General features: G+C 71.1%; 14 protein-coding genes. 7 read left to right on the top strand and 7 right to left on the bottom strand.

Annotated features, from left to right (window positions below):
* Positions 1-83 precede the first annotated feature (83 nt).
* The 3 genes from C3Y15_RS24395 to C3Y15_RS24385 are packed head-to-tail and all read right to left on the bottom strand — an operon-like array spanning position 84 to position 3,539.
* On the bottom strand, positions 84-1,070 hold the full coding sequence (locus C3Y15_RS24395; protein ID WP_034194920.1) for an alpha/beta hydrolase: 987 nt from the start codon (positions 1,068-1,070) through the stop codon (positions 84-86).
* A gap of 7 nt (positions 1,071-1,077) precedes the next feature.
* Entirely contained in the window at positions 1,078-2,640 is a 1,563-nt protein-coding gene (locus C3Y15_RS24390; RefSeq protein ID WP_059567505.1) for an NAD(P)/FAD-dependent oxidoreductase, read from the bottom strand.
* Positions 2,637-3,539, bottom strand: a complete 903-nt coding sequence (locus tag C3Y15_RS24385) for an SDR family NAD(P)-dependent oxidoreductase (RefSeq protein ID WP_059567503.1) — start codon at positions 3,537-3,539, stop codon at positions 2,637-2,639. Before C3Y15_RS24385 ends, C3Y15_RS24390 begins: the two co-directional genes overlap by 4 nt.
* A gap of 87 nt (positions 3,540-3,626) precedes the next feature.
* On the opposite strand from C3Y15_RS24385, the gene C3Y15_RS24380 reads away from it, so the two are divergent.
* The gene (locus C3Y15_RS24380) at positions 3,627-4,283 is read left to right on the top strand and encodes a TetR/AcrR family transcriptional regulator (RefSeq protein ID WP_045578235.1); all 657 of its coding nucleotides are present in this window, start codon (positions 3,627-3,629) and stop codon (positions 4,281-4,283) included.
* Between the two features lie 74 nt (positions 4,284-4,357).
* Here the strand turns inward: C3Y15_RS24380 and C3Y15_RS24375 are convergent, their stop codons facing one another.
* Positions 4,358-5,329, bottom strand: coding sequence for a LysR family transcriptional regulator (locus tag C3Y15_RS24375; RefSeq protein ID WP_059567501.1), 972 nt, complete (start codon positions 5,327-5,329; stop codon positions 4,358-4,360).
* Positions 5,330-5,455: 126 nt separating this feature from the next.
* Between C3Y15_RS24375 and C3Y15_RS24370 the strand changes: the two genes are divergently transcribed.
* The 6 genes from C3Y15_RS24370 to C3Y15_RS24345 all read left to right on the top strand — a co-directional run bounded on the left by C3Y15_RS24370 (position 5,456) and on the right by C3Y15_RS24345 (position 13,266).
* Complete coding sequence (locus C3Y15_RS24370; protein WP_011881434.1) at positions 5,456-6,100, top strand: glutathione S-transferase; 645 nt, start codon at positions 5,456-5,458, stop codon at positions 6,098-6,100.
* A 40-nt stretch (positions 6,101-6,140) separates the two neighbouring features.
* Entirely contained in the window at positions 6,141-8,213 is a 2,073-nt protein-coding gene (locus C3Y15_RS24365) for a pyridoxamine 5'-phosphate oxidase family protein (protein WP_069246557.1), read from the top strand.
* Between the two features lie 132 nt (positions 8,214-8,345).
* Positions 8,346-8,549 carry a DUF2970 domain-containing protein gene (locus C3Y15_RS24360; RefSeq protein ID WP_011881436.1) on the top strand — a complete coding sequence of 68 codons (204 nt, stop codon included), beginning with the start codon at positions 8,346-8,348 and terminating at the stop codon, positions 8,547-8,549.
* 576 nt (positions 8,550-9,125) lie between these two features.
* Positions 9,126-11,360, top strand: a complete 2,235-nt coding sequence (locus tag C3Y15_RS24355) for a TonB-dependent siderophore receptor (RefSeq protein ID WP_069246556.1) — start codon at positions 9,126-9,128, stop codon at positions 11,358-11,360.
* A gap of 59 nt (positions 11,361-11,419) precedes the next feature.
* The gene (gene pnuC / locus C3Y15_RS24350; RefSeq protein ID WP_011881438.1) at positions 11,420-12,034 is read left to right on the top strand and encodes a nicotinamide riboside transporter PnuC; all 615 of its coding nucleotides are present in this window, start codon (positions 11,420-11,422) and stop codon (positions 12,032-12,034) included.
* A 23-nt stretch (positions 12,035-12,057) separates the two neighbouring features.
* The gene (locus C3Y15_RS24345) at positions 12,058-13,266 is read left to right on the top strand and encodes a phosphotransferase (protein WP_059605440.1); all 1,209 of its coding nucleotides are present in this window, start codon (positions 12,058-12,060) and stop codon (positions 13,264-13,266) included.
* 449 nt (positions 13,267-13,715) lie between these two features.
* Here the strand turns inward: C3Y15_RS24345 and C3Y15_RS24340 are convergent, their stop codons facing one another.
* Genes C3Y15_RS24340 through C3Y15_RS24330 form a run of 3 tightly spaced genes read right to left on the bottom strand, consistent with a single transcriptional unit; the run spans position 13,716 to position 18,082 of the window.
* Positions 13,716-15,830, bottom strand: a complete 2,115-nt coding sequence (locus C3Y15_RS24340; RefSeq protein ID WP_124259901.1) for an HlyD family efflux transporter periplasmic adaptor subunit — start codon at positions 15,828-15,830, stop codon at positions 13,716-13,718.
* Between the two features lie 31 nt (positions 15,831-15,861).
* The gene (locus C3Y15_RS24335) at positions 15,862-17,304 is read right to left on the bottom strand and encodes an HlyD family efflux transporter periplasmic adaptor subunit (RefSeq protein WP_014724524.1); all 1,443 of its coding nucleotides are present in this window, start codon (positions 17,302-17,304) and stop codon (positions 15,862-15,864) included.
* 4 nt (positions 17,305-17,308) lie between these two features.
* Positions 17,309-18,082 (bottom strand): efflux RND transporter periplasmic adaptor subunit, encoded by a 774-nt coding sequence (locus C3Y15_RS24330; protein WP_069239971.1) that lies wholly within the window; start codon positions 18,080-18,082, stop codon positions 17,309-17,311.
* Positions 18,083-18,126: the final 44 nt, after the last annotated feature.

Below are 18,126 nucleotides of genomic sequence, written 5' to 3'. Positions count from 1 at the left end.
GCGGTTCATGACCGCGGCCGAGCCGTGCCGACTCGCGCGAGCGGCCCGCGGCTTCACGCCCGCCGCGGCGCCGCCCAACGCGATCAGTGCTCGACGTGCGCGCGCGCTGCACCCGCATCGACGGGCGCCGCGGCGACTTCGAGCAACCAGTCCGCCGTCGCGTCCGGGATCGTGACGGGCAGCATATGCCCGCCTTCCACGACCTTCAGCCGCACGCGGGGCGACTTCTGCGCGAGCGCTTCGCCATGCGTGCGCCAGTCGAGGATCGGATCGGCGTGGCCGTACAGCACGTCGACGGGCACCGTGAGGTCCGCATAGCGGCGCTCCATCGCCGGCAGGTCGACCGGCGCGGACAACAGGTCCGTCGCGGTCGCATAGAACACGTGCGGGCGCAGCCCGAGCAACCCGCCGCCCTTCACCGCGAAGTCGTCCGGCACCGCGTCGGGCGCGAACACGTGCGCGACGGCCTTGCGCCCGGTCAGGATGGTCATCGGGATCGCGAAGGTCCACGACACGAAGCGGCGCACCAGCGGCGACGGCAGCATCAGCGGCTTGAACGGCCCGGGCGGCGCGCTCAGTTCGTGCGACAGCGGCGCGATCAGCGCGAGCCGGCTCACGTGCTCCGGATGGTTGAGCCCGACCGCGAGCGCGATCGCGCCGCCGAGCGAGTGGCCGACGAGCACGGGCCGCTCGAGCTTCAGCGCTTCCATGAACGCCGCGATGGTGCGCGCCTGCGCGAACACGTTCGCCTGCGAGCCGGCGCCGCGCAGCGAGCGGCCGGCGCCCGGCCGATCGACGAGGATCACGCGATGCTGCTGCGCGAGTCGCGTGAGCGGCAGATACGCAAAATTGCGCCATTGCCCGGCGAGCCCGTGCACGAACACGAGCGGCGGGCCGCTGCCGTACTCGACGTAGTGGAGGCGATCGCCGTCGATGTCGACGAAACGCCCTTCGGGCGGAAACGCGCGCGTCACGCGGTGCGCGACGTAGGCGGAGAACAACGCGAGCGCGACGAGCACGGCGACGACGCCGAGCAGCACGTTCAGGATCAGATGCAGCGTGTGGGTCATGTCGGCCTCAACGGGTTTCGAGTACGGGGTCGGCAGCCGGCGCGGCGGCCGGGCCGGTTTGCGCGCGGCGTTCGAAGCGCATCGCCGAGTCGGCGAGCCCGCTGAACTTCAGCGATGCGAGATCGAGCACGTAGTTCTGGTGAAACTTCCACGGCTTGCGATGGCCCTGCTTCGGCAGTATGCCGGCCGCGCGCTGGATGTAGCCGGAGCTCAGGTTCACGGCCGGCACGTCGCCGAGCTCGCCGGCGCCGAGCCGCGGCACGCAGGTGTCGTAGCCGTGCGCGCGCATGTGGTTCAGCAGCCGGCAGACGTAGCGCGCGATCAGCTCGGCCTTCAGCGTCCACGACGCGTTCGTGTAGCCGAACGACGACGCGAGGTTCGGGACGTCGCTGTACATCATGCCCTTGTAGGACACCGTCTGCGCGAGGTCGACCGGGCGGCCGTCCACCGTGACGCGCGCGCCGCCGAGCATCTTCACCTTCAGCCCGGTCGCGGTGACGATCACGTCGGCGTCGAGCCGCTGGCCGCTCTTGAGCTGCAGGCCGGTCGGCGTGAAGCGTTCGATCTCGTCGGTGACGATCGACGCGCGGCCCGTGCGGATCGACTTGAACAGGTCGCCGTTCGGCACGAGGCACACGCGCTGGTCCCACGGCATGTAGCGCGGCGTCAGGTGCTTCGCGACGTCGAAGCCGGGGCCGAGCTGCCGGCTCGCGGCGCGGATGATGAACCGCTTCGTGCGTTCGGGCTTGCGGCGCGACACGTTGTAGAGGTACATCGTCAGCAGCACGTTCTTGATCCGCACCAGCCGGTGCGCGAACCGCGACGGCAGCACGCGGCGCAACGCGTTGGCGATCCGGTCGCGCGCGGGCAGCGACACGATGTAGGTCGGCGAGCGCTGCAGCATCGTCACGTGCTTCGCCTCGGCCGCCATCGCGGGCACCAGCGTGACGGCCGTCGCGCCGCTGCCGATCACCACCACGCGCCGGTTCGCGTACGACAGGTCCTTCGGCCATTGCTGCGGATGCACGATCCGGCCTCCGAACGATTCCATGCCGGGCCAGTCGGGCAGGTAGCCGCCGTCGTAGTCGTAATAGCCGCTGCACATGTAGAGGAAGCGGCACGTATAGACGAGCGCGTCGGCCGCGCCGCCGCCGCTGCGCTCGACGCGCACCGTCCAGCGCGCGCTGGCCGAATCCCAGTCGGCCGCGACGACCTTCTGGCCGAAGCGGATCGTCCTGTCGATGCCATACGCGCGCGCCGTGTCGCGAATGTAGTCGAGGATCGTCTGGCCGTCCGAGATCGCGTTGTCGCTGTGCCACGGGCGGAAGCTGTAGCCGAGCGTGAACATGTCGGAATCCGAGCGCACGCCCGGATAGCGGAACAGGTCCCAGGTGCCGCCGATCGCGTCGCGCGCCTCGACGATCGCCACGCTCGCATGCGGGCAACGCTTTTTCAGGTGACAGGCCGCGCCGATGCCGGACAGCCCGGCGCCGACGATCAACACGTCGAGGTCGCGGCTCTCGCCGGGATCGCGGCGCGCGTCGCGCTGGTCGGTGGTGGTCGAGCTCATGCGGGGTCCTTGGTCGGTGACGTGGGCAGCGCGGCCGGCCCGTGCGCCCGCGCGAGATTGCGCGCGCGGGCGCGGCGCACGTGGCGCAGGACGAGCCGCTGATAGCCGGCGCCGAGCAGGCGCGCGATCTTGTCGAGGCGGCGCGCATCGGCGCCGACCAGCACGCGGCGCGCATTGCGCTCGACGCCCGCGAGGATCTGCCGCGCGGCGTCGTCGGCGGTCGTCGCGTCGATCAGGCGGTTCGCCTGGCGGCGGTGGGTCGCTTCGTCCTGCCCGGTGAGCGCGTGGATGCTGGTGTCGACGCGGCTCGCGTCGACGATGCCGGTCGCGACGCCGCCCGGATGCACGCAGGTCGCGCTGACCGGCGCGCCGTCGAGTTCGAACTCCATCCGCAGCGCTTCGGTGAAGCCGCGCACCGCGAACTTCGTCGCGTTGTACGCGCTCTGCGTCGGCATCGCGACGAGCCCGAACAGGCTCGACGTGTTGACGACGTGTCCGTCGCCCGACGCGCGCAGATGCGGCAGGAACGCCTGCGTGCCATGCACGACGCCCCAGAAATTGACGCCGACGATCCATTCGAGATCGTCGATGCGCGCGGTTTCCGCGCTCGCGGCCAGCGATACGCCCGCGTTGTTGAAGATCAGATTGACCTTGCCGTGCTCGGCCCGCACGAACGCCGCCCATGCGAACACCGCGTCGCGGTCCGCGACGTCGAGCCGCCGCGTGCTGGTGCGCACGCCGTATTGCGCGCACGCGGCGGCCGTGGCCGCGAGCCCGACGTCGTTCACGTCGGCGAGCGCGACCGCGCAGCCGCGCCGCGCCAGCTCGACCGCGAGGCTGCGGCCCATGCCCGAACCGGCGCCGGTGATCGCGGCGACCTTGCCGGAAAATCCCTTCATGCGTCTTCCTCCCGTTCCGCTTGCGCTGCGTCCGCGGCACGCTTATTGTGGTGTTGTTCGTCACCACCTTAGTTTTCGGGCGTCCCGATGTCAAACAGCGAAATGGAGAAAGCCCTCGAAACGCCAAAGCGGGGCCGCGCTTACGGCGGCGTGGCGCACGAAGTCCGGGCGGCCGGGCGGCGCGACGCGCTGCTGCGCGCCGCGACGCAGGTGTTCGGCACGGTGGGGTTCCGCAAGGCGACCGTGCGGTCGATCTGCCAGGAGGCGAAGCTCAACGATCGCTACTTCTACGCCGCGTTCGACAGCGCCGAGGCGCTGCTGCGCGCGACCTACCTGCATCACGCGCAGCAACTGCACGGCGCGGTCGCGCGCGCGGTGGCGGCGCGCGGCGGCGACCTCGACGCGCGCGTCGACGCGGGGCTTGCGGCGTTCTTCGGCTACCTGCGCGACCCGTGTGCGGCGCGCGTGCTGCTGCTTGAAGTGATGGGCGTGAGCGCAGAAACCGACGCGACCTACCAGCGGATGCTGCTCGATTTCGGCAAGCTGATCATGGAGATCGGCGCGACGCCCGAGGCCGCGACGCCCGCCGAACGCATCGAACAGCGGCTCGTCGGGCTTGCGCTGGTCGGCGCGATGACCAACGTCGGCGCGGCGTGGCTGCTCACCGGCCATCGCGATCCCGAGGCGCAGATGGTCGCGAGTTGCCGGAAGGTGCTGCTGGGCACGTTGCGGCAAGACGGGTAGCGGCCGGCCAGCAGGCGCGCGAGGCGCCGACTTTCAAATTTTCCGACTTGCCCGACCGGCGCGCGGCCGCGTGACTAAGCCGCTCCGGGCGCGCGCCGCGCCGCGCGTTTCGACGCCGTCGCGCGCGCCGGTGCGGTTGGCCGTGCGGTTCCGATGCACGCTTTCATCGCGTCGACGAACGCGCGCACTTTCCGCGACGGCATGCGCGTCGACGGATACACCGCGTGGATCCCGGCCCGCGCCGAGCGCCACGCGGGCAACAGCCGCACCAGCCGGCCGGCCGCCACGTCGTCCGCGATCGAGAAATCCGTCAGGAGCCCGAAGCCGCCGCCCGCGAGCGCGATCGCGCGGCACGCGGTCGCGGTGTTCGAGACGACCGGCGCGACGCAGCGCACCGACGCGTGAGCGCCGCGCGCATGGTCGAGTTCGAGCGTATGCGGGCGCGGCAGCGTCGACAGCATCACGAACGGCAGCGCGGCGAGCGCGTCCGGATCGCGCGGCAGCCCGTAGCGCGCGACGAACGCGGGGCTCGCCACCAGCCATTTCTCGTATTCGCCGAGCTGCACCGCGCGGTAGTTCGAATCGGCGAGCCGGCCGATGCGGATCGCGACGTCGAGGTTGTCCGCGATGAGATCGACGACCCGGTCGTTCGCGATCAGCTCGACGTCGAGCGCCGGATGCGCGTCGCGCAACGCGACGATCGCCGGCGCGACCACCAGCGCGCCGTAGTCGACCGGCACGCTCACGCGCAGCGTGCCGCGCAGCGGCCCCGCGTCGGACGACGCGGCGTCGAGCGCGGCTTCCGCCGCACGCAGGATGTCGCGGCACGCATCGTAGAACGCACGCCCCGCGTCGGTCACGCTCAGGCGCCGCGTGGTGCGCACCAGCAGGTTCGCGCCGACCTCGGATTCGAGCCGCTGCATGTGCGTGCTGACGACCGTCTTCGCCAGCCCGAGCCGCTCGGCGGCGGCCGTCAGCGAGCCGGCATCGACCACCGCGACGAAGATCGCCAGCCGGTTCAGGTTCACGTCGCGCAGATCGGCCATCGTCGATTGTCCTATGAAAGAGGATGATGTTTCCGCGATTATCCGTCTTCTGCGCAGCAACGGCGCACGTTACGCTGGGGCCGTTCGTCGCCGAATTCCGGCGGCGCGAGATCCAGGAGCCTTGCCATGTCTGCTGCCAACCAGCCTGCCCGTCCGGTTCGCGTCTATTCGTTCCCGCTGTCCGGGCATGCGCACCGCGTTCGCCTGTTCCTGTCGCTGCTCGGCGTGCCGTTCGACACGATCGACGTCGATCTGGCCGGCGGCGCGCAGCGTGAGCCCGCGTTCCTCGCGCTCAATCCGCTCGGCCAGGTGCCGGTGATCGACGACGACGGCATCGTGCTGGCCGATTCGAACGCGATCCTCGTCTATCTCGCGAAGCGCTATGGCGACGCCCACTGGCTGCCGGACGACGCGCTCGGCGCGGCCACCGTGCAGCGCTGGCTGTCGTACGCAGCGGGACCGATCGCGTCGGGGCCGGCGGCCGCGCGGCTCGTCACCGTGTTCAACGCGACGCTCGACCACGACGCGGCCAAGCGCACCGCCGCGAAGGTGCTCGCCGCGATCGACGGCGAGCTGGCCGGCAAGCCGTTCGCGGCCGGCGCGCAGCCGACGATCGCCGACGTCGCCGCGTACACGTACATCGCGCACGCGCCGGAAGGCGGCGTGTCGCTCGAGCCGTATCCGCACGTGCGCGCGTGGCTCGCGCGCGTCGAGGCGCTGCCGGGTTTCGTCGGGATGCCGGCGACGCGCGCCGGCTTGCTCGCCGCGTGACGCGCGGCGGATCGACACGCGTAACCACCGGGAGAACGAGATGATCGCGCCGAGCGCCGCCGTACCGGGCTGGGAACTCGAGGTGCCGCCGTTTCATGCGGGCGAGCTCGCCGTGCAGCAGCGTGCCGGCGTGACCGAGGCCGCCGGTGCGGGCGGCCGGCGCGGCATTCGCCGCTTCATGCCGGACCAGCACCGGGCCTTCTTTGCGCAGCTGCCGTTGTTCGTGCTCGGCGGCGTCGATGCGCACGGCCAGCCGTGGGCGACGCTGCGGGTCGGCATGCCGGGCTTCGTGACGGCGCCGGACCCGCGCACGCTGCGCATCGACGGCGATGCGTTGCCCGGCGATCCGCTCGCCGGCACGTGGCGGCCCGGCGTGCCGTTCGGCGGGCTCGGCATCGAGTTCGATACGCGTCGGCGCAATCGCGTGAACGGCGTCGTGCGCGCGGTCGACGGCGGTGCGCTGACGGTTGCGGTCGACCAGAGCTTCGGCAATTGCGCGAAGTACATCCAGGCGCGCAAGCCGGTGCGCGTGCCGCGTGAGGGCGAGCGGTCCGCGGCTGATGCGGCGCCCGAGGTGTCGGACCGGCTGAGCGACGCCGATCGCGTGCTGCTCGCGCAGGCCGATACGTTCTTCGTCGCGAGCGCGAACACGGCGGCGGCGGCCGGCCCCGCGCGCGGCGCCGACGTGTCGCATCGCGGCGGGATGCCGGGCTTCGTGCGCGTCGACGACGCCCACACGCTGACCACGCCCGATTTCAGCGGCAACCGCTTCTTCAACACGCTCGGCAATCTGCAGCTCGATCCGCGCGCGGGCCTGCTGTTCGTCGACTTCGACAGCGGCGACCTGCTGTACGTCGCCGCCGACGCGGAGATCGTGTGGGACGGGCCGCTCGTCGCGTCGTTCGACGGCGCGCAGCGCGTCGTGCGTTTTCGGGTGCGCGAAGTGCGGCGCACGCGTCGCGTGCTGCCGTTGCGCTGGTCGCCCGTCGAGCGGGCGCCGCAGTTTGCGGCGGCGACGCGAGCGCCGGCCGCGACGGCTTCGCAAACGGCGGCGTCGCATGTGCCGACGCCCGCATCCGCCGCGCCGTCGGCGTCCGGCTGGCGCGCGCTGCGCGTCGCGAAGATCGTCGACGAAGCGCGCGCGATGCGCTCGTTTCATTTCGAGGCGGCGGACGGCGGCGCGCTGCCCGCATACGAAGCCGGTCAGCATCTGACGCTGCGCGTCGCGCTGCCGGGCGGCGATGCGCCGGCGATCCGCAGCTACACGCTGTCGGATGCGCCCGGCGCCGCCCATTACCGGATCACCGTGAAGCGGGAAGGGCGCGTGTCGGCGTGGCTGCACGACCACGCGCGCGCCGGCATGACGCTCGACGCGCAGATGCCGCGCGGCCGCTTCACGTTCGACGTCGCGAGCCCGCGACCGGCCGTGCTGGTGTCGGCCGGCATCGGCATCACGCCGATGATGGCGATGCTGCGACGCGCGCTGGCCGACGACAGCGCGTCGCGCCGCGTGGTGTTCGTGCACGGTGCGCGCGACGCGGCCGACCGGCCGTTCGCCGCCGAGCTCGCGCGTCTCGCACACGCCGACGCACGTGTGTCGCTGCACTGCTTCGACAGCCGCGCGCAGCGCGACGGCGCGGGCCGCGTCGACGTCGCGCAGCTCAAGCGCATCCTGCCGTTCGACGACTACGACTTCTACCTGTGCGGGCCGGCCGCCTTCATGCGCGAGCTGTACGACGGGCTGCGCGCGCTGAACGTCGCGGACGAGCGGATCCGTTTCGAGGCGTTCGGGCCGTCGAGCGTCGTGCGCACGGCGCACCGGGGCGAGCGCACGTCGCCGGCGGCGAGCGTGCCCGTGGTGTTTCGGCGCTCGGCGCGCGACGCCGAATGGACGCCCGCCGACGGCACGCTGCTCGAATTCGCCGAAAGCCGCGGCGTGACGGTGCCGTCGGATTGCCGCGCCGGCTCGTGCGGGACCTGCGCGACGCGTGTGCTGTCCGGCGCGGTCGACTACCTGCACGCATACGACGCAGCGGTCGAACCCGGCTGCGCGCTGCTGTGCGTCGCGCAGCCGGCCGCGCGGGCCGGCGAGCCGCTCGTGCTCGACCGTTGACGCACACGCGGCAACGCTGCGACACGCCGTCGCACGACGCGTGCTGCGCTAAAACCGCGCGCAACTGCTTCTTTTTCCGGAGACCTGTCGGACCGACGATAGCGTCAACCGATCGAACAAAGGAGCAACATCATGAAACTGTTCAGCATGATCCGTCTGGTTCTGTGGAGTTTCTTCGGCGTGCGCAACAGCAAGTCGCACGCGTCCGACCTCGCGAACGTCAATTTCACGCTGCTGCCGTTCGTCGCGATCGTGCTCGCCGTGCTGGTCGGCGCGGTGATCTACGGCGTCGTTCATCTGGTCGCCGATCCGACCGCGACGATGCAGGGGTTCTGAACGATGGCCGAAACGCGCGCGAGTCGTCGCGCGCGTTTCGCGGTTCGCCCGGGCGTTGCACGTTGCCCGGCGAGCGCCGCTGCGGCGCGTCCTTCGCTCTAGGCGTTCTCCTCGCTTCAATCGCGTCGTCCCGCTTCACCTGCCCGGCGCGCTGCGCGCGCTTCACCCCATTCCCCGACCCGTTCCCGTGCCCGCGGTAAAATGCGCGCCGCGCCGCGATGCCGCGCGCGACGGGCATCCCGCCGTTCCGACGAACGGCGCACACAGGCCCGCCGCGGCGTTCGAAGCGTTCCCCGCACGACACGCCCGCGCGAAGCCGCCGGCCGCCCGCTGCGCCGCCGATCCACCGATCGGCGGCCAGGCCGGCGCCCGGCGCGTCAGCGGCTCAGATGCCCCAACCTGCGCTATCCCGACCGATCGGCCCGCACGCGGCCCGATCGCGCGGCGCGTCCGACGCACGGCGGGTCGAGCACGCGCACGGCGTCTGTCCGGCACCGTCGCGGCGGCGTGCGCTTCGTGTTTCCCAGGTTCAGCGCGTTTCGACAGGAACGAGCGGCAAGTTTTCCATCCAGAACGATGACGGTGAATAGAACAATCGCGTTGACCGCACGGCGGCGGCGCACGAAGGTCGGCTTGGGCGTGGGCCTCGGCATCACGCTTTTCGCGGCGCAGGCCGCGGCCGCGCCGGGCGACGCGCGACCGGCTTCGGATGCCGATGCGGCCGGCGGCGCGACGCTGCCGGCGATCACGGTCAGCGGCGAGCGCGGCAGCGCGCTGCGCGCGCGCGAAGCGTCGGTCGCCGGCCTCGACGATGCGCCGCTGCGCGATACGCCCGCGTCGGTCAGTGTCGTGACGCGCGCGCTGATCGACGATCAGCAGGCGAAGCGCCTGTCGGACGTGCTGCGCAACGACGCGTCGGTGGTCAACGACTATGCGCCGGTCGGCTACTTCGAGGGCTTCGCGATTCGCGGCTTTCCGGTCGATCTCGCGAGCGCGATCCGGATCGACGGCCTGACGGTGTCCGGCGAACAGAACGTGCCGCTCGAGAACAAGGAGCGCGTCGAGATCCTGAAGGGGCTCGCCGGCATCGACAGCGGCGTGGTCGCGCCGGGCGGCGTGATCAACTTCGTGACGAAGCGCGCGGCCGACGTCGCGAGCGTGACGGCCGGTGTCGACAGCCGTGGCTCGACGTCGGCGGCCGTGGATCTCGGCCGCCGCTTCGGCGCCGATCATCAGTTCGGCTTCCGGATCAATGCGGCGAAGGAGAATATGCACTCCTACGTCGACGACACGAACGGACGGCGCACGTTCGGCTCGATCGCCGCCGACTGGGACATCAGCCCGCGTGCGAGCCTTCAGCTCAATGCGGAATTCCAGCAGTGGATCCAGCGCTCGGCGCCCGGCTACCAACTGCTCGGCGGCACGGTCGTGCCGTCGGTCAAGACGACCTCGAAGGCGCTCGGCACGCAGCCGTGGGCGAAGCCCGTGACGACCGACGCGCTGAACCTGAACGCGCGCTTCGACTACCAGTTCAGCGACGACTGGAAAGCCTACGTCGCGGCCGGCCGCAGCCGCACGATGATCGACGACAACAGCGCGTTCCCGTACGGCTGCTCTTACGCGGCGAGCTGCGCGGGCGGCGCGACCTCGCCGTTCTTCTTCGGCGCGAACGGCGACTACGACGTGTACGACTTCCGCAGCCCGGGCGAATACCGCCGCAACGACGACCTGCGTGCGGTCACCACCGGCAAGTTCGCGACCGGCCCGCTGCGCCACGAGCTGACGCTCGGCATCAGCGTGCAGCGTCGCGTCGTGCATATGGCCGATGCCGTGTACGACTACGTGGGCAGCGAGAACGTCTACGGGCCGGACGTCGCGTTCCCGCCGTCGCCCAACACGCCGGGGCCGTCGTATCCGCGGCTCGACGCGTGGCAATACGGCGTGTTCGGGCTGGATCGCATCAGCCTCGGCGAGCACTGGCAGCTGCTGGCGGGCGGCAAGGAAGTGCTGCTGCGCCAGCGCAGCTGGGACAGCATCGACGGCGATGCGACGCATACCGATCGCTCGGTGTTCCTGCCGCAGGTCGCGCTCGTCTACAAGCCGGTAACGGCGTTGTCGCTGTATGCGTCGTACAGCAAGGCGCTGTCGCTCGGCGATCAGGCGCCGGTGCGCGCGACCAACGCGTATGCGTTCCTGCCGCCGGTCGAGTCGCATCAATTCGAACTCGGCGCGAAATACGACTGGCTCGATCGGATGAGCATCATGGCCGCCGTGTTCTCGATCAGCAAGCCGTTCCAGTTCGCGGACCCCGACGCATCGGGCGCGAGCTACACGTTCGTGCAACGCGGCACGCAACGGCACCAGGGGATCGAGCTGGGTGCGACCGGCCGGCTGACCGAGCGCATGGCGCTGAGCGCGAGCGTCGCGGCGATTCGCGCGCGTGCCTACGATTCCGGCTCGCCGGCGTACGAGGGGCACCAGATCATCAACGTGCCGGCGCTGCGCGCGTCGCTGTATGCGGACTACGCTGTGCCGCACGTCGCGGGGCTGAACCTGCTCGGCGGCGTCGAGTACAGCGCCGGCCGCAACGCGAACGAAGAGGGCACCGCGCGCGTGCCGTCGTGGTTCGTGTTCAATCTCGGCGCGCGCTATACGACGAAGATCGGCGGCCATCGCACGGTGCTACGCGTGTCGGTCGACAACCTGTTCAACAAGTTCTACTGGCGCGACGCGGGCGAGCAGCAGGGCGACGCGTACCTGTTCCCGGGCGCGCCGCGTACCGCGCGCGTATCGTTGACCTATGATTTCTGATCGTCCGGTGTGCGCGGCATGACGCGCGCCGCCGGCCGTTACCCAGGAGAGCACAGACGATGTCCCCACTCGAAATCGCCGGCGTGATCGTCAGCGCGCTGGCGATCTGGTTGACCGCGAAGCGGCGCATGCTGTGCTGGCCGGTCGGCCTCGCGTCGGTCGCGCTGTACGGCTGGATCTTCTTCGACGCGAAGCTCTATTCCGACATGCTGCTGCAGGGCGCGTTCGCGGTGCTGCAGGTGTACGGCTGGCGCCGCTGGATCGCGCAGCGTGAGCTGGACGCCGGCAGCGCGGGCGCTGCGCCGGCCGGCGACGTCGCGCCCGTGACCGGCGTGCGGCCGCGGCAGATGTTGCCCGACCTGATCGCGGCGGTCGTCGGCAGCGCGCTGCTCGGCGGAATGATGGCGCGCTGGACCGATGCGGCGCTGCCGTTCGTCGATGCGTCGCTGACCGCGTTCAGCCTCGTCGCGCAGTACTGGACCGCGCGACGCTACATCGCGTCGTGGGGGCTGTGGATCGTCGTGAACGTCGTGTACGTCGGGATGTTCGTGTTCAAGGCGCTGTATCTGACCGCCGGGCTCTATGCGCTGTTCATCGCGCTCGCCGTGATCGGCTGGCGCGACTGGCGTCGCTCGGCCGACGCATTGCATGCGGCGACGAGCCCGGCCGCCTGACACCTCACGGAGCAACGTCGTTCATGACATTTCCTCTCGAGCCGGACGCGCGTGCAGTGCGCGGTGAAGCCGATACGCATGACGTCGCGCCGCCGCAATTCGGCGTCGACGGCGAGCAGGCCGAGCGCGACTGGCCGCTGATGACGCTCGACGAAGTCGCCGGCGTGCTCGCGCGCATCGACGGCGCCGGCGCACCGGCGCGGCTCGCCTGGCACAGCCCGCGACCGTTCTCGGCGGCCGTGCTGGTCCACACCACCAGCGAGCGCGCACTGTTCGTCAAGCGCCATCACGCGAGCCTGCGCGACGTCGCGGCGCTCGCCGAAGAGCATCGCTTCATCGCCCATCTGCGGGCGCGCGGCGTGCCGGTCGCGGACGTGCTGGCGGCGCGCGACGGCGCGAGCGCGTTCGCGTCGGGCGAATGGACCTACGAAGTGCATGCGCTCGCGCCGGGCGTGGACGCGTATCGCGGCGTGATGTCGTGGAAGCCGTTCGCGCATCCGTCGCATGCGTATGCGGCCGGCCGCGCGCTGGCCGAACTGCATCGCGCGTCGGCCGGCTACGATGCGCCGGCGCGGCCCGTGCGCACGCTGCTGTCGAGTTTTCGCGTGTTGTCGTGCGCGGATCTGACCGGCGCGCTCGCACGCTGGGTCGACGCGCAGCCGCTGTTGACGCGCGCGCTCGGCACGCGCGACTGGCGCGGCGATGTCGCGAAGTGGATCGGCCCGTATCACGCGCGCCTCGTGCCGCTGCTGGGCGCGCTGCCGCCGCTGTGGACGCACGGCGACTGGCATGCGTCGAATCTGCTGTGGACCGACGCCGCACCGGGCGCGCTGGTGCGCACGGTGCTCGACTTCGGATTGGCGGATCGCACCTGCGCGGTGATGGACCTCGCGCTCGCGATCGAGCGCAATGCGATCGACTGGCTGGCGCCGGCCGCTGCACGCCGCGTCGAATACGATCAGATCGGCGCGCTGCTCGACGGTTACGAGTCGATTGCGCCGTTGAGCGACGACGCGTATGCGGCGCTCGTCGCGATGCTGCCGATCGTGCATACGGAGTTCGCGCTGTCGGAAGTCGCGTATTTCGGCTGTATCGTCGCTGCGCCGGAGATCGTCGACGTCGCATACGACGGTTACCTGATCGGCCACGCGCAATGGTTCGGCGAGCGGGATGGGCGGAAGTTGCTGGACTGGCTGGTGGAGCGGCGGCTTACGAAGCGGCGCAGCCTGTAAAGCCGCGTGCCGGAGGAAGTCGCGCCGGCACGCGGTTGCCCCGCGCTTCATCTTCCTTTCGTGCGGCGAGTTCTTCGAGGCAGAGCGTGAGAGGGCACCGAGACGATGTCTGCGCCCTCCGTGCTTTTGCGCGGAACAACGATTTCGACCGAAGCGCAGGTTCGTTTGAAGCCGAGCGGACCGGTTGCACGCCCGTGCGGTTTCGCGGGGGCTTGAGCCATATGCGGGGAAACTCGCACGTACGGTTCCTGGAAGAGAACACGCCGGTAACGGCGTGTCTTCACCGGCTTCGCTCTAGGACGATCCGCGCACTTTCCCGCGCAGATACGCGGCCGCACCCAACCTCGCGAAGGGCGTCTCGGAGCACGACGCATGCCGCGCCGCGCCGAACCTGACGACACCGGCAATACGCAAACGGTCGCGCCTCGCTCGGCAGGCTCCTCAACGCGTCAGAAGCCCAGTTCGCGTTGCAATACCGCGGCGACGAACCGCAGGCCGCGGCCCAGGTAGCTTTCGCGGCCGGCGCCGAGCTGCGCCGTGCCGGGCACCTCGCGTCCCGGCCCGTCGCCGCTGCTGCACGCGTCGAAGCGCACCTGCCAGGTGGCTTGCAGCGGCACCAGCTGGTGCGTCTTCGGATCCTGCTCGGCGGGGATCGGGCCGCCGTACGTGCTGGCCACGGTAGGCTCGTCGAGCGTGGCCACGTTGACCTTGTCGATCGCGGCGATGCGGCAACGGCGCGCCGCGAGTTCGGGCACGTCCGACACGAACACGGCCGTCTGTCCGGCCGCGAGGCGCTCCACGTCGTGCTCGCCCACGTAGGCGTCGCCCTTCACGCCGCCGGGCGCCACGATGTCGTAGAGCCGCTCGCCGCGCGGCAGCCAGGTGCCCGGCGCTTGCGCGTCGTCGTTGGCCTGCACGGTGCCGTCGAACGGCGCGCGGATCGTCAGTCGCGCGATCTCGGCACGCAGCCCCGCCACCGTCTGCCGCGCCGACTCCCAGCGGCGTTGCAACGCCGTGCCCTGCTGCTGCAGGCGATCGTCGAACGATTGCTGCTCGACTTCCCAGCGCAGCCGCGCCTCCTCGGCGCTGGCGCTGGCCAGCTTCGCGTCGAGATCGGGCGACACCAGCACTGCGAGCGTGTCGCCGGCGCGTACCTTGCGCCCGTCGCGCACCGGCTCCGGGTTCGCGGCCAGGTAGCCGGGCTCGACCGTATAGAGCCCCTGGGCGCGCAGCGGCGTGAGCACGGCCGGCGCGCTCACGCCGGCATGCCACGGCAGCACGAAGAATGCCAGCAGCGCCGCGCCCAGCAACGCGCTGCGTCGGGTTTCGCGGCGCCAGTGCAGCGCGTCGCGGCGCGCCCAGCAGTGCTGCGCCTCGCGCCACACCGGGCGCATGATGAACCAGCCGAATTCCACGCAGAACAGCACCATGCCGAGCAGCTTGAAGAACGCGTGATACACCACCAGCGCGATCGACATGAACACGGTCAGCCGGTACAGCCAGGTGGCGAACGAGAACGCGATCAGGAAGCGGCGGCGCTCGGCGCTGCACGGTTCGGGCTGCGGGTCGCCGAAGCCGAACAGGCGTTCGCGCAGCCACCAGCGGCCGAGCGCGAACGCGCGATCGTGCAGGTTCGGCATGTCGAGCCAGTCCGACAGCAGGAAATAGCCGTCGAAGCGCATGAAGGGGCTCGCGTTGATGCCGAGCGTGGCCACCCAGGTGGTGGTGGCGAGCAGGAACGCGCCGGCGCGCAGCGGCCCGTCGGGCAGCAGCGTCCACGCCAGCGTGGAGAACGCGGCGAGCGCCACCTCGCTGAGCATGCCGGCCGCGCCGATCCACAGCCGGCGGCGCCGCTCGGGCACCTTCCAGGCCTCGGTGGTGTCGGTGTACAGCACCGGCACCATCACCAGCAACGCCACGCCCATGGTGGGCACGCGGCAGCCGTGGCGCTGCGCCGTGTAGGCATGCGCGAACTCGTGCAGCACCTTGGCGAAGCCGAGCGCGATGCCCACGCCCACCAGGCCGCGCCAGTCGGCGTAGTTGTGGAAGGTGTGCAGGAATTCGTCCCAGCGCCGCGACGCGAGGAACAGGCCGAGCAGAGCCACCGCCGTGACCACGTACCAGAACGCCGGCCGGAACGCGAACGCGACGTAGCGGTGCGTGGCGCGCAGGAACGACATCGGATGCCAGATCGGAATCCGGATCATCAGGTAGTGCTTGAGCAGCCACATGGCGCGCGAGGTATGCTGCGCCGCCTCGTGGGCATCGAGCCGTGCGGTGTCCGCGGCGCTCATGGCAACCAGCAGGTTCTCCTGGCGCAGCGTGCGCAGCAGCGCCTCCATGTCGTCGAGCGTGACGGTGAGGGTGGTGTCGCGGTTCACGGCCTCGACGATCGCGTTCGCGTCGTCGAGCGCCCAGCGCGAGAGCAGCTCGAACGCGGGCCAGCCGATCTGGAAGAAGCGGTTCGCGGCAGGATCGTGCAGCATCCAGGTCGGCGCGCCGTCGGGCGTCACGGGGCCGGCCGAGAGCGTCAGTTCCTGGCGCAGTTGCGGGAGTCGGTGCATGGTGCGAAAGCGTCGTGCGGGTCGTCGTGTTTCACCAGCCCAGCCACTGGCGGGCCAGCGTCAGCGGACGGCGCAGCAGGTAGTAGATCGCGGGTACCCACGGCCCGCGGATCCGTGCGGTGCCCATCGCGCCGAGCGGCGCATGCGCGTCGCCCGCATCGAGCGTGGCGCGCACGCGGTAGGCGAGCACGCCCTCGGGCGTCGGCTCGGCGCGCCAGGCCACGGTGTCGACGCGCGCGTCGTAGCTCGCCAGCGGCGAACTCTTCGGATACAGCGTCAGCGTGGTGCCGGGCTTCACGTCGATGTTGTCGGCCACCGGCAGCCACGCGGTCACTTCCACGTGCGCGGGATTGGCCAGCAGCAGGATCTTCTCCCCGACGGCCACCGCCTTGCCGGTCCATTCGTTTGGATCGCTGAAGATCGCCACGCCGGCGCGCTGCGCGGTGACGTTCACGCGCGCGAGCTGGCGCGCGGTGTAGTCGAGCTCGACGCGGCTCTGGTCGAGCTTGCCCTGGCGCTCGGCCATGTCGAGGCGGTTCTTGTCGTCGGTCACCGCGAGCTGCGCCGTCTGCCGGAGTTCCTCCTGGGCCGTGTCGAAATCCTTGCGGGCCACGGCGTAGCGCGACTGCAGCGTGGTGGCGTCGAGCGCGAGCAGCGGCGTGCCCTGCTGCACGACCTGATTCGGACGCACGTACAGGCGGTCGATCACGCCGTCGAGCGGCGCGCGCACCACGAACGGATCCTTCGGCGTGACCTCGGCCGGCGCGAGCACCGTGAGCCGTACCGGGATCACGCACGCCACCGCCAGGCCGATCAGCACGCGGCGCTGCTGGCGGCCGGGCTTCAGCAAGACCCGGGCACGCTCGCGCCACGAGGCGCGGGGCGCGAACGACTCGAACGCGTGCGCCCACACCTGGCCGAGCTCGGTCAGCAGCGCGGTGTCGGTGGCGCTCCAGATCCCGTCGCGCGCGAACACCACGCCGCCCACGGCGCGGCCGGCCCGATCGGTCAGCGGCAGCCACGCGCCGTGCTCGGGCCACCACGCGGCCCATTCCTCCACCACGTGCGGCGCGTCGGCGCGCAGGTCGGCGGCGGTGAAGGTGTGCACGCGCGGCCGCGCCGGCAGCACCGGAGCGCCCTGGCCTTCCACGCGCGCCGCGGCGTCCTCGGGCGGGGCGCTCTGCAGGCCGCGCGCGAGCGCCTTGCAAAGCTGGCCGAGCCATTGCACGTAGGGTGCGTTCGGATCGCTCTGAGGCAGGCCCGACAACGCGGCCACGTGGCCCGGCGTGTCGCCGCGCCACCACGCGGCCTGCCGGTAGGGCACCAGCGCGAGCGTCTCGTTGACGATCGTGAAGCCGAGCGTGGTTTCGGTCGCGGCCGCGCGAGCGCGCGCCGACAGTTGCCAGAGCAGCGCGAGCTGCTGGCCGTCGATGCGGGGTTGAGCCGCCTCGTCCGCCGTACGGTTTGCCGTCATTGCATCACCGCGCGAAAGTCGCCCACCCGCTCATACCCGGCAGCAGGTCGGGCGCGCCGGCATTCAACGCCGCCGTCACGTCCACCGTCTGCGTGACGGGGTCGACGCGCGCGCCGATCCGCGCCACCTTGGCCGGGTAGGTCTTGCCGACTTCGTCCACCTGCACGCTCAGCGCGTGGCCCGGACGCAGCCAGGCGAGCCATTTCGACGGCACGATCATCTTCAGCTCGAGGTGGCTGGTGTCCACCACGGTGAGCAGCGGCTTGCCCGGTTCGGCGAACTGCTGCGGCGAGGCGCTGCGCTTGGACACGCGGCCGTCGAACGGCGCGGCGATCGCGCACTTGCGGACGGTGGCCGACATATAGGCCACCTCGGCCGCGCTGGCCTTCTGCTTGGCCTGCGCCTGCTGCACCTCGAGCGCGCCGATCGAATGCAGCGCGAGGAGCTTGCGGTTGGTGTCGAGCAGGTCGCGCGCGCCGTCCGCGTCGGCCTGCGCCTTGCGCAGCTGCGCGTTGTACAGCGAGCAGTCGAGCGTGACGAGCGTCTGCCCGGCGCGGAACGAATCGCCGTCGCGGAACGGCAGGGAGGCGATCTTGGCCGCCACTTCGCTCGAGATGTCCACCTGATCGCGCGACACGAGCTGGATGCGGATCCTCGAATCGGGATTGTCGACGGCCGGCGCGCCCGGCGGCGGCGCCGGGGGCGCCGCCAGGACCAGGCGCGAGGCGACGAGCAGCGCGATCGCGCCGGCTGCCCGGTAGTGCTTGAACGGCTTCATTTCTGCACAGCTCCTGCATCGCGCGAGGCGGCCGCGGCCAGCGT

This window comes from Burkholderia sp. B10, assembly GCF_004368385.1.
GTDB classification, from domain to species: Bacteria; Pseudomonadota; Gammaproteobacteria; order Burkholderiales; family Burkholderiaceae; genus Burkholderia; species Burkholderia vietnamiensis.
This window is presented reverse-complemented; position numbering and strand designations above follow the sequence as displayed.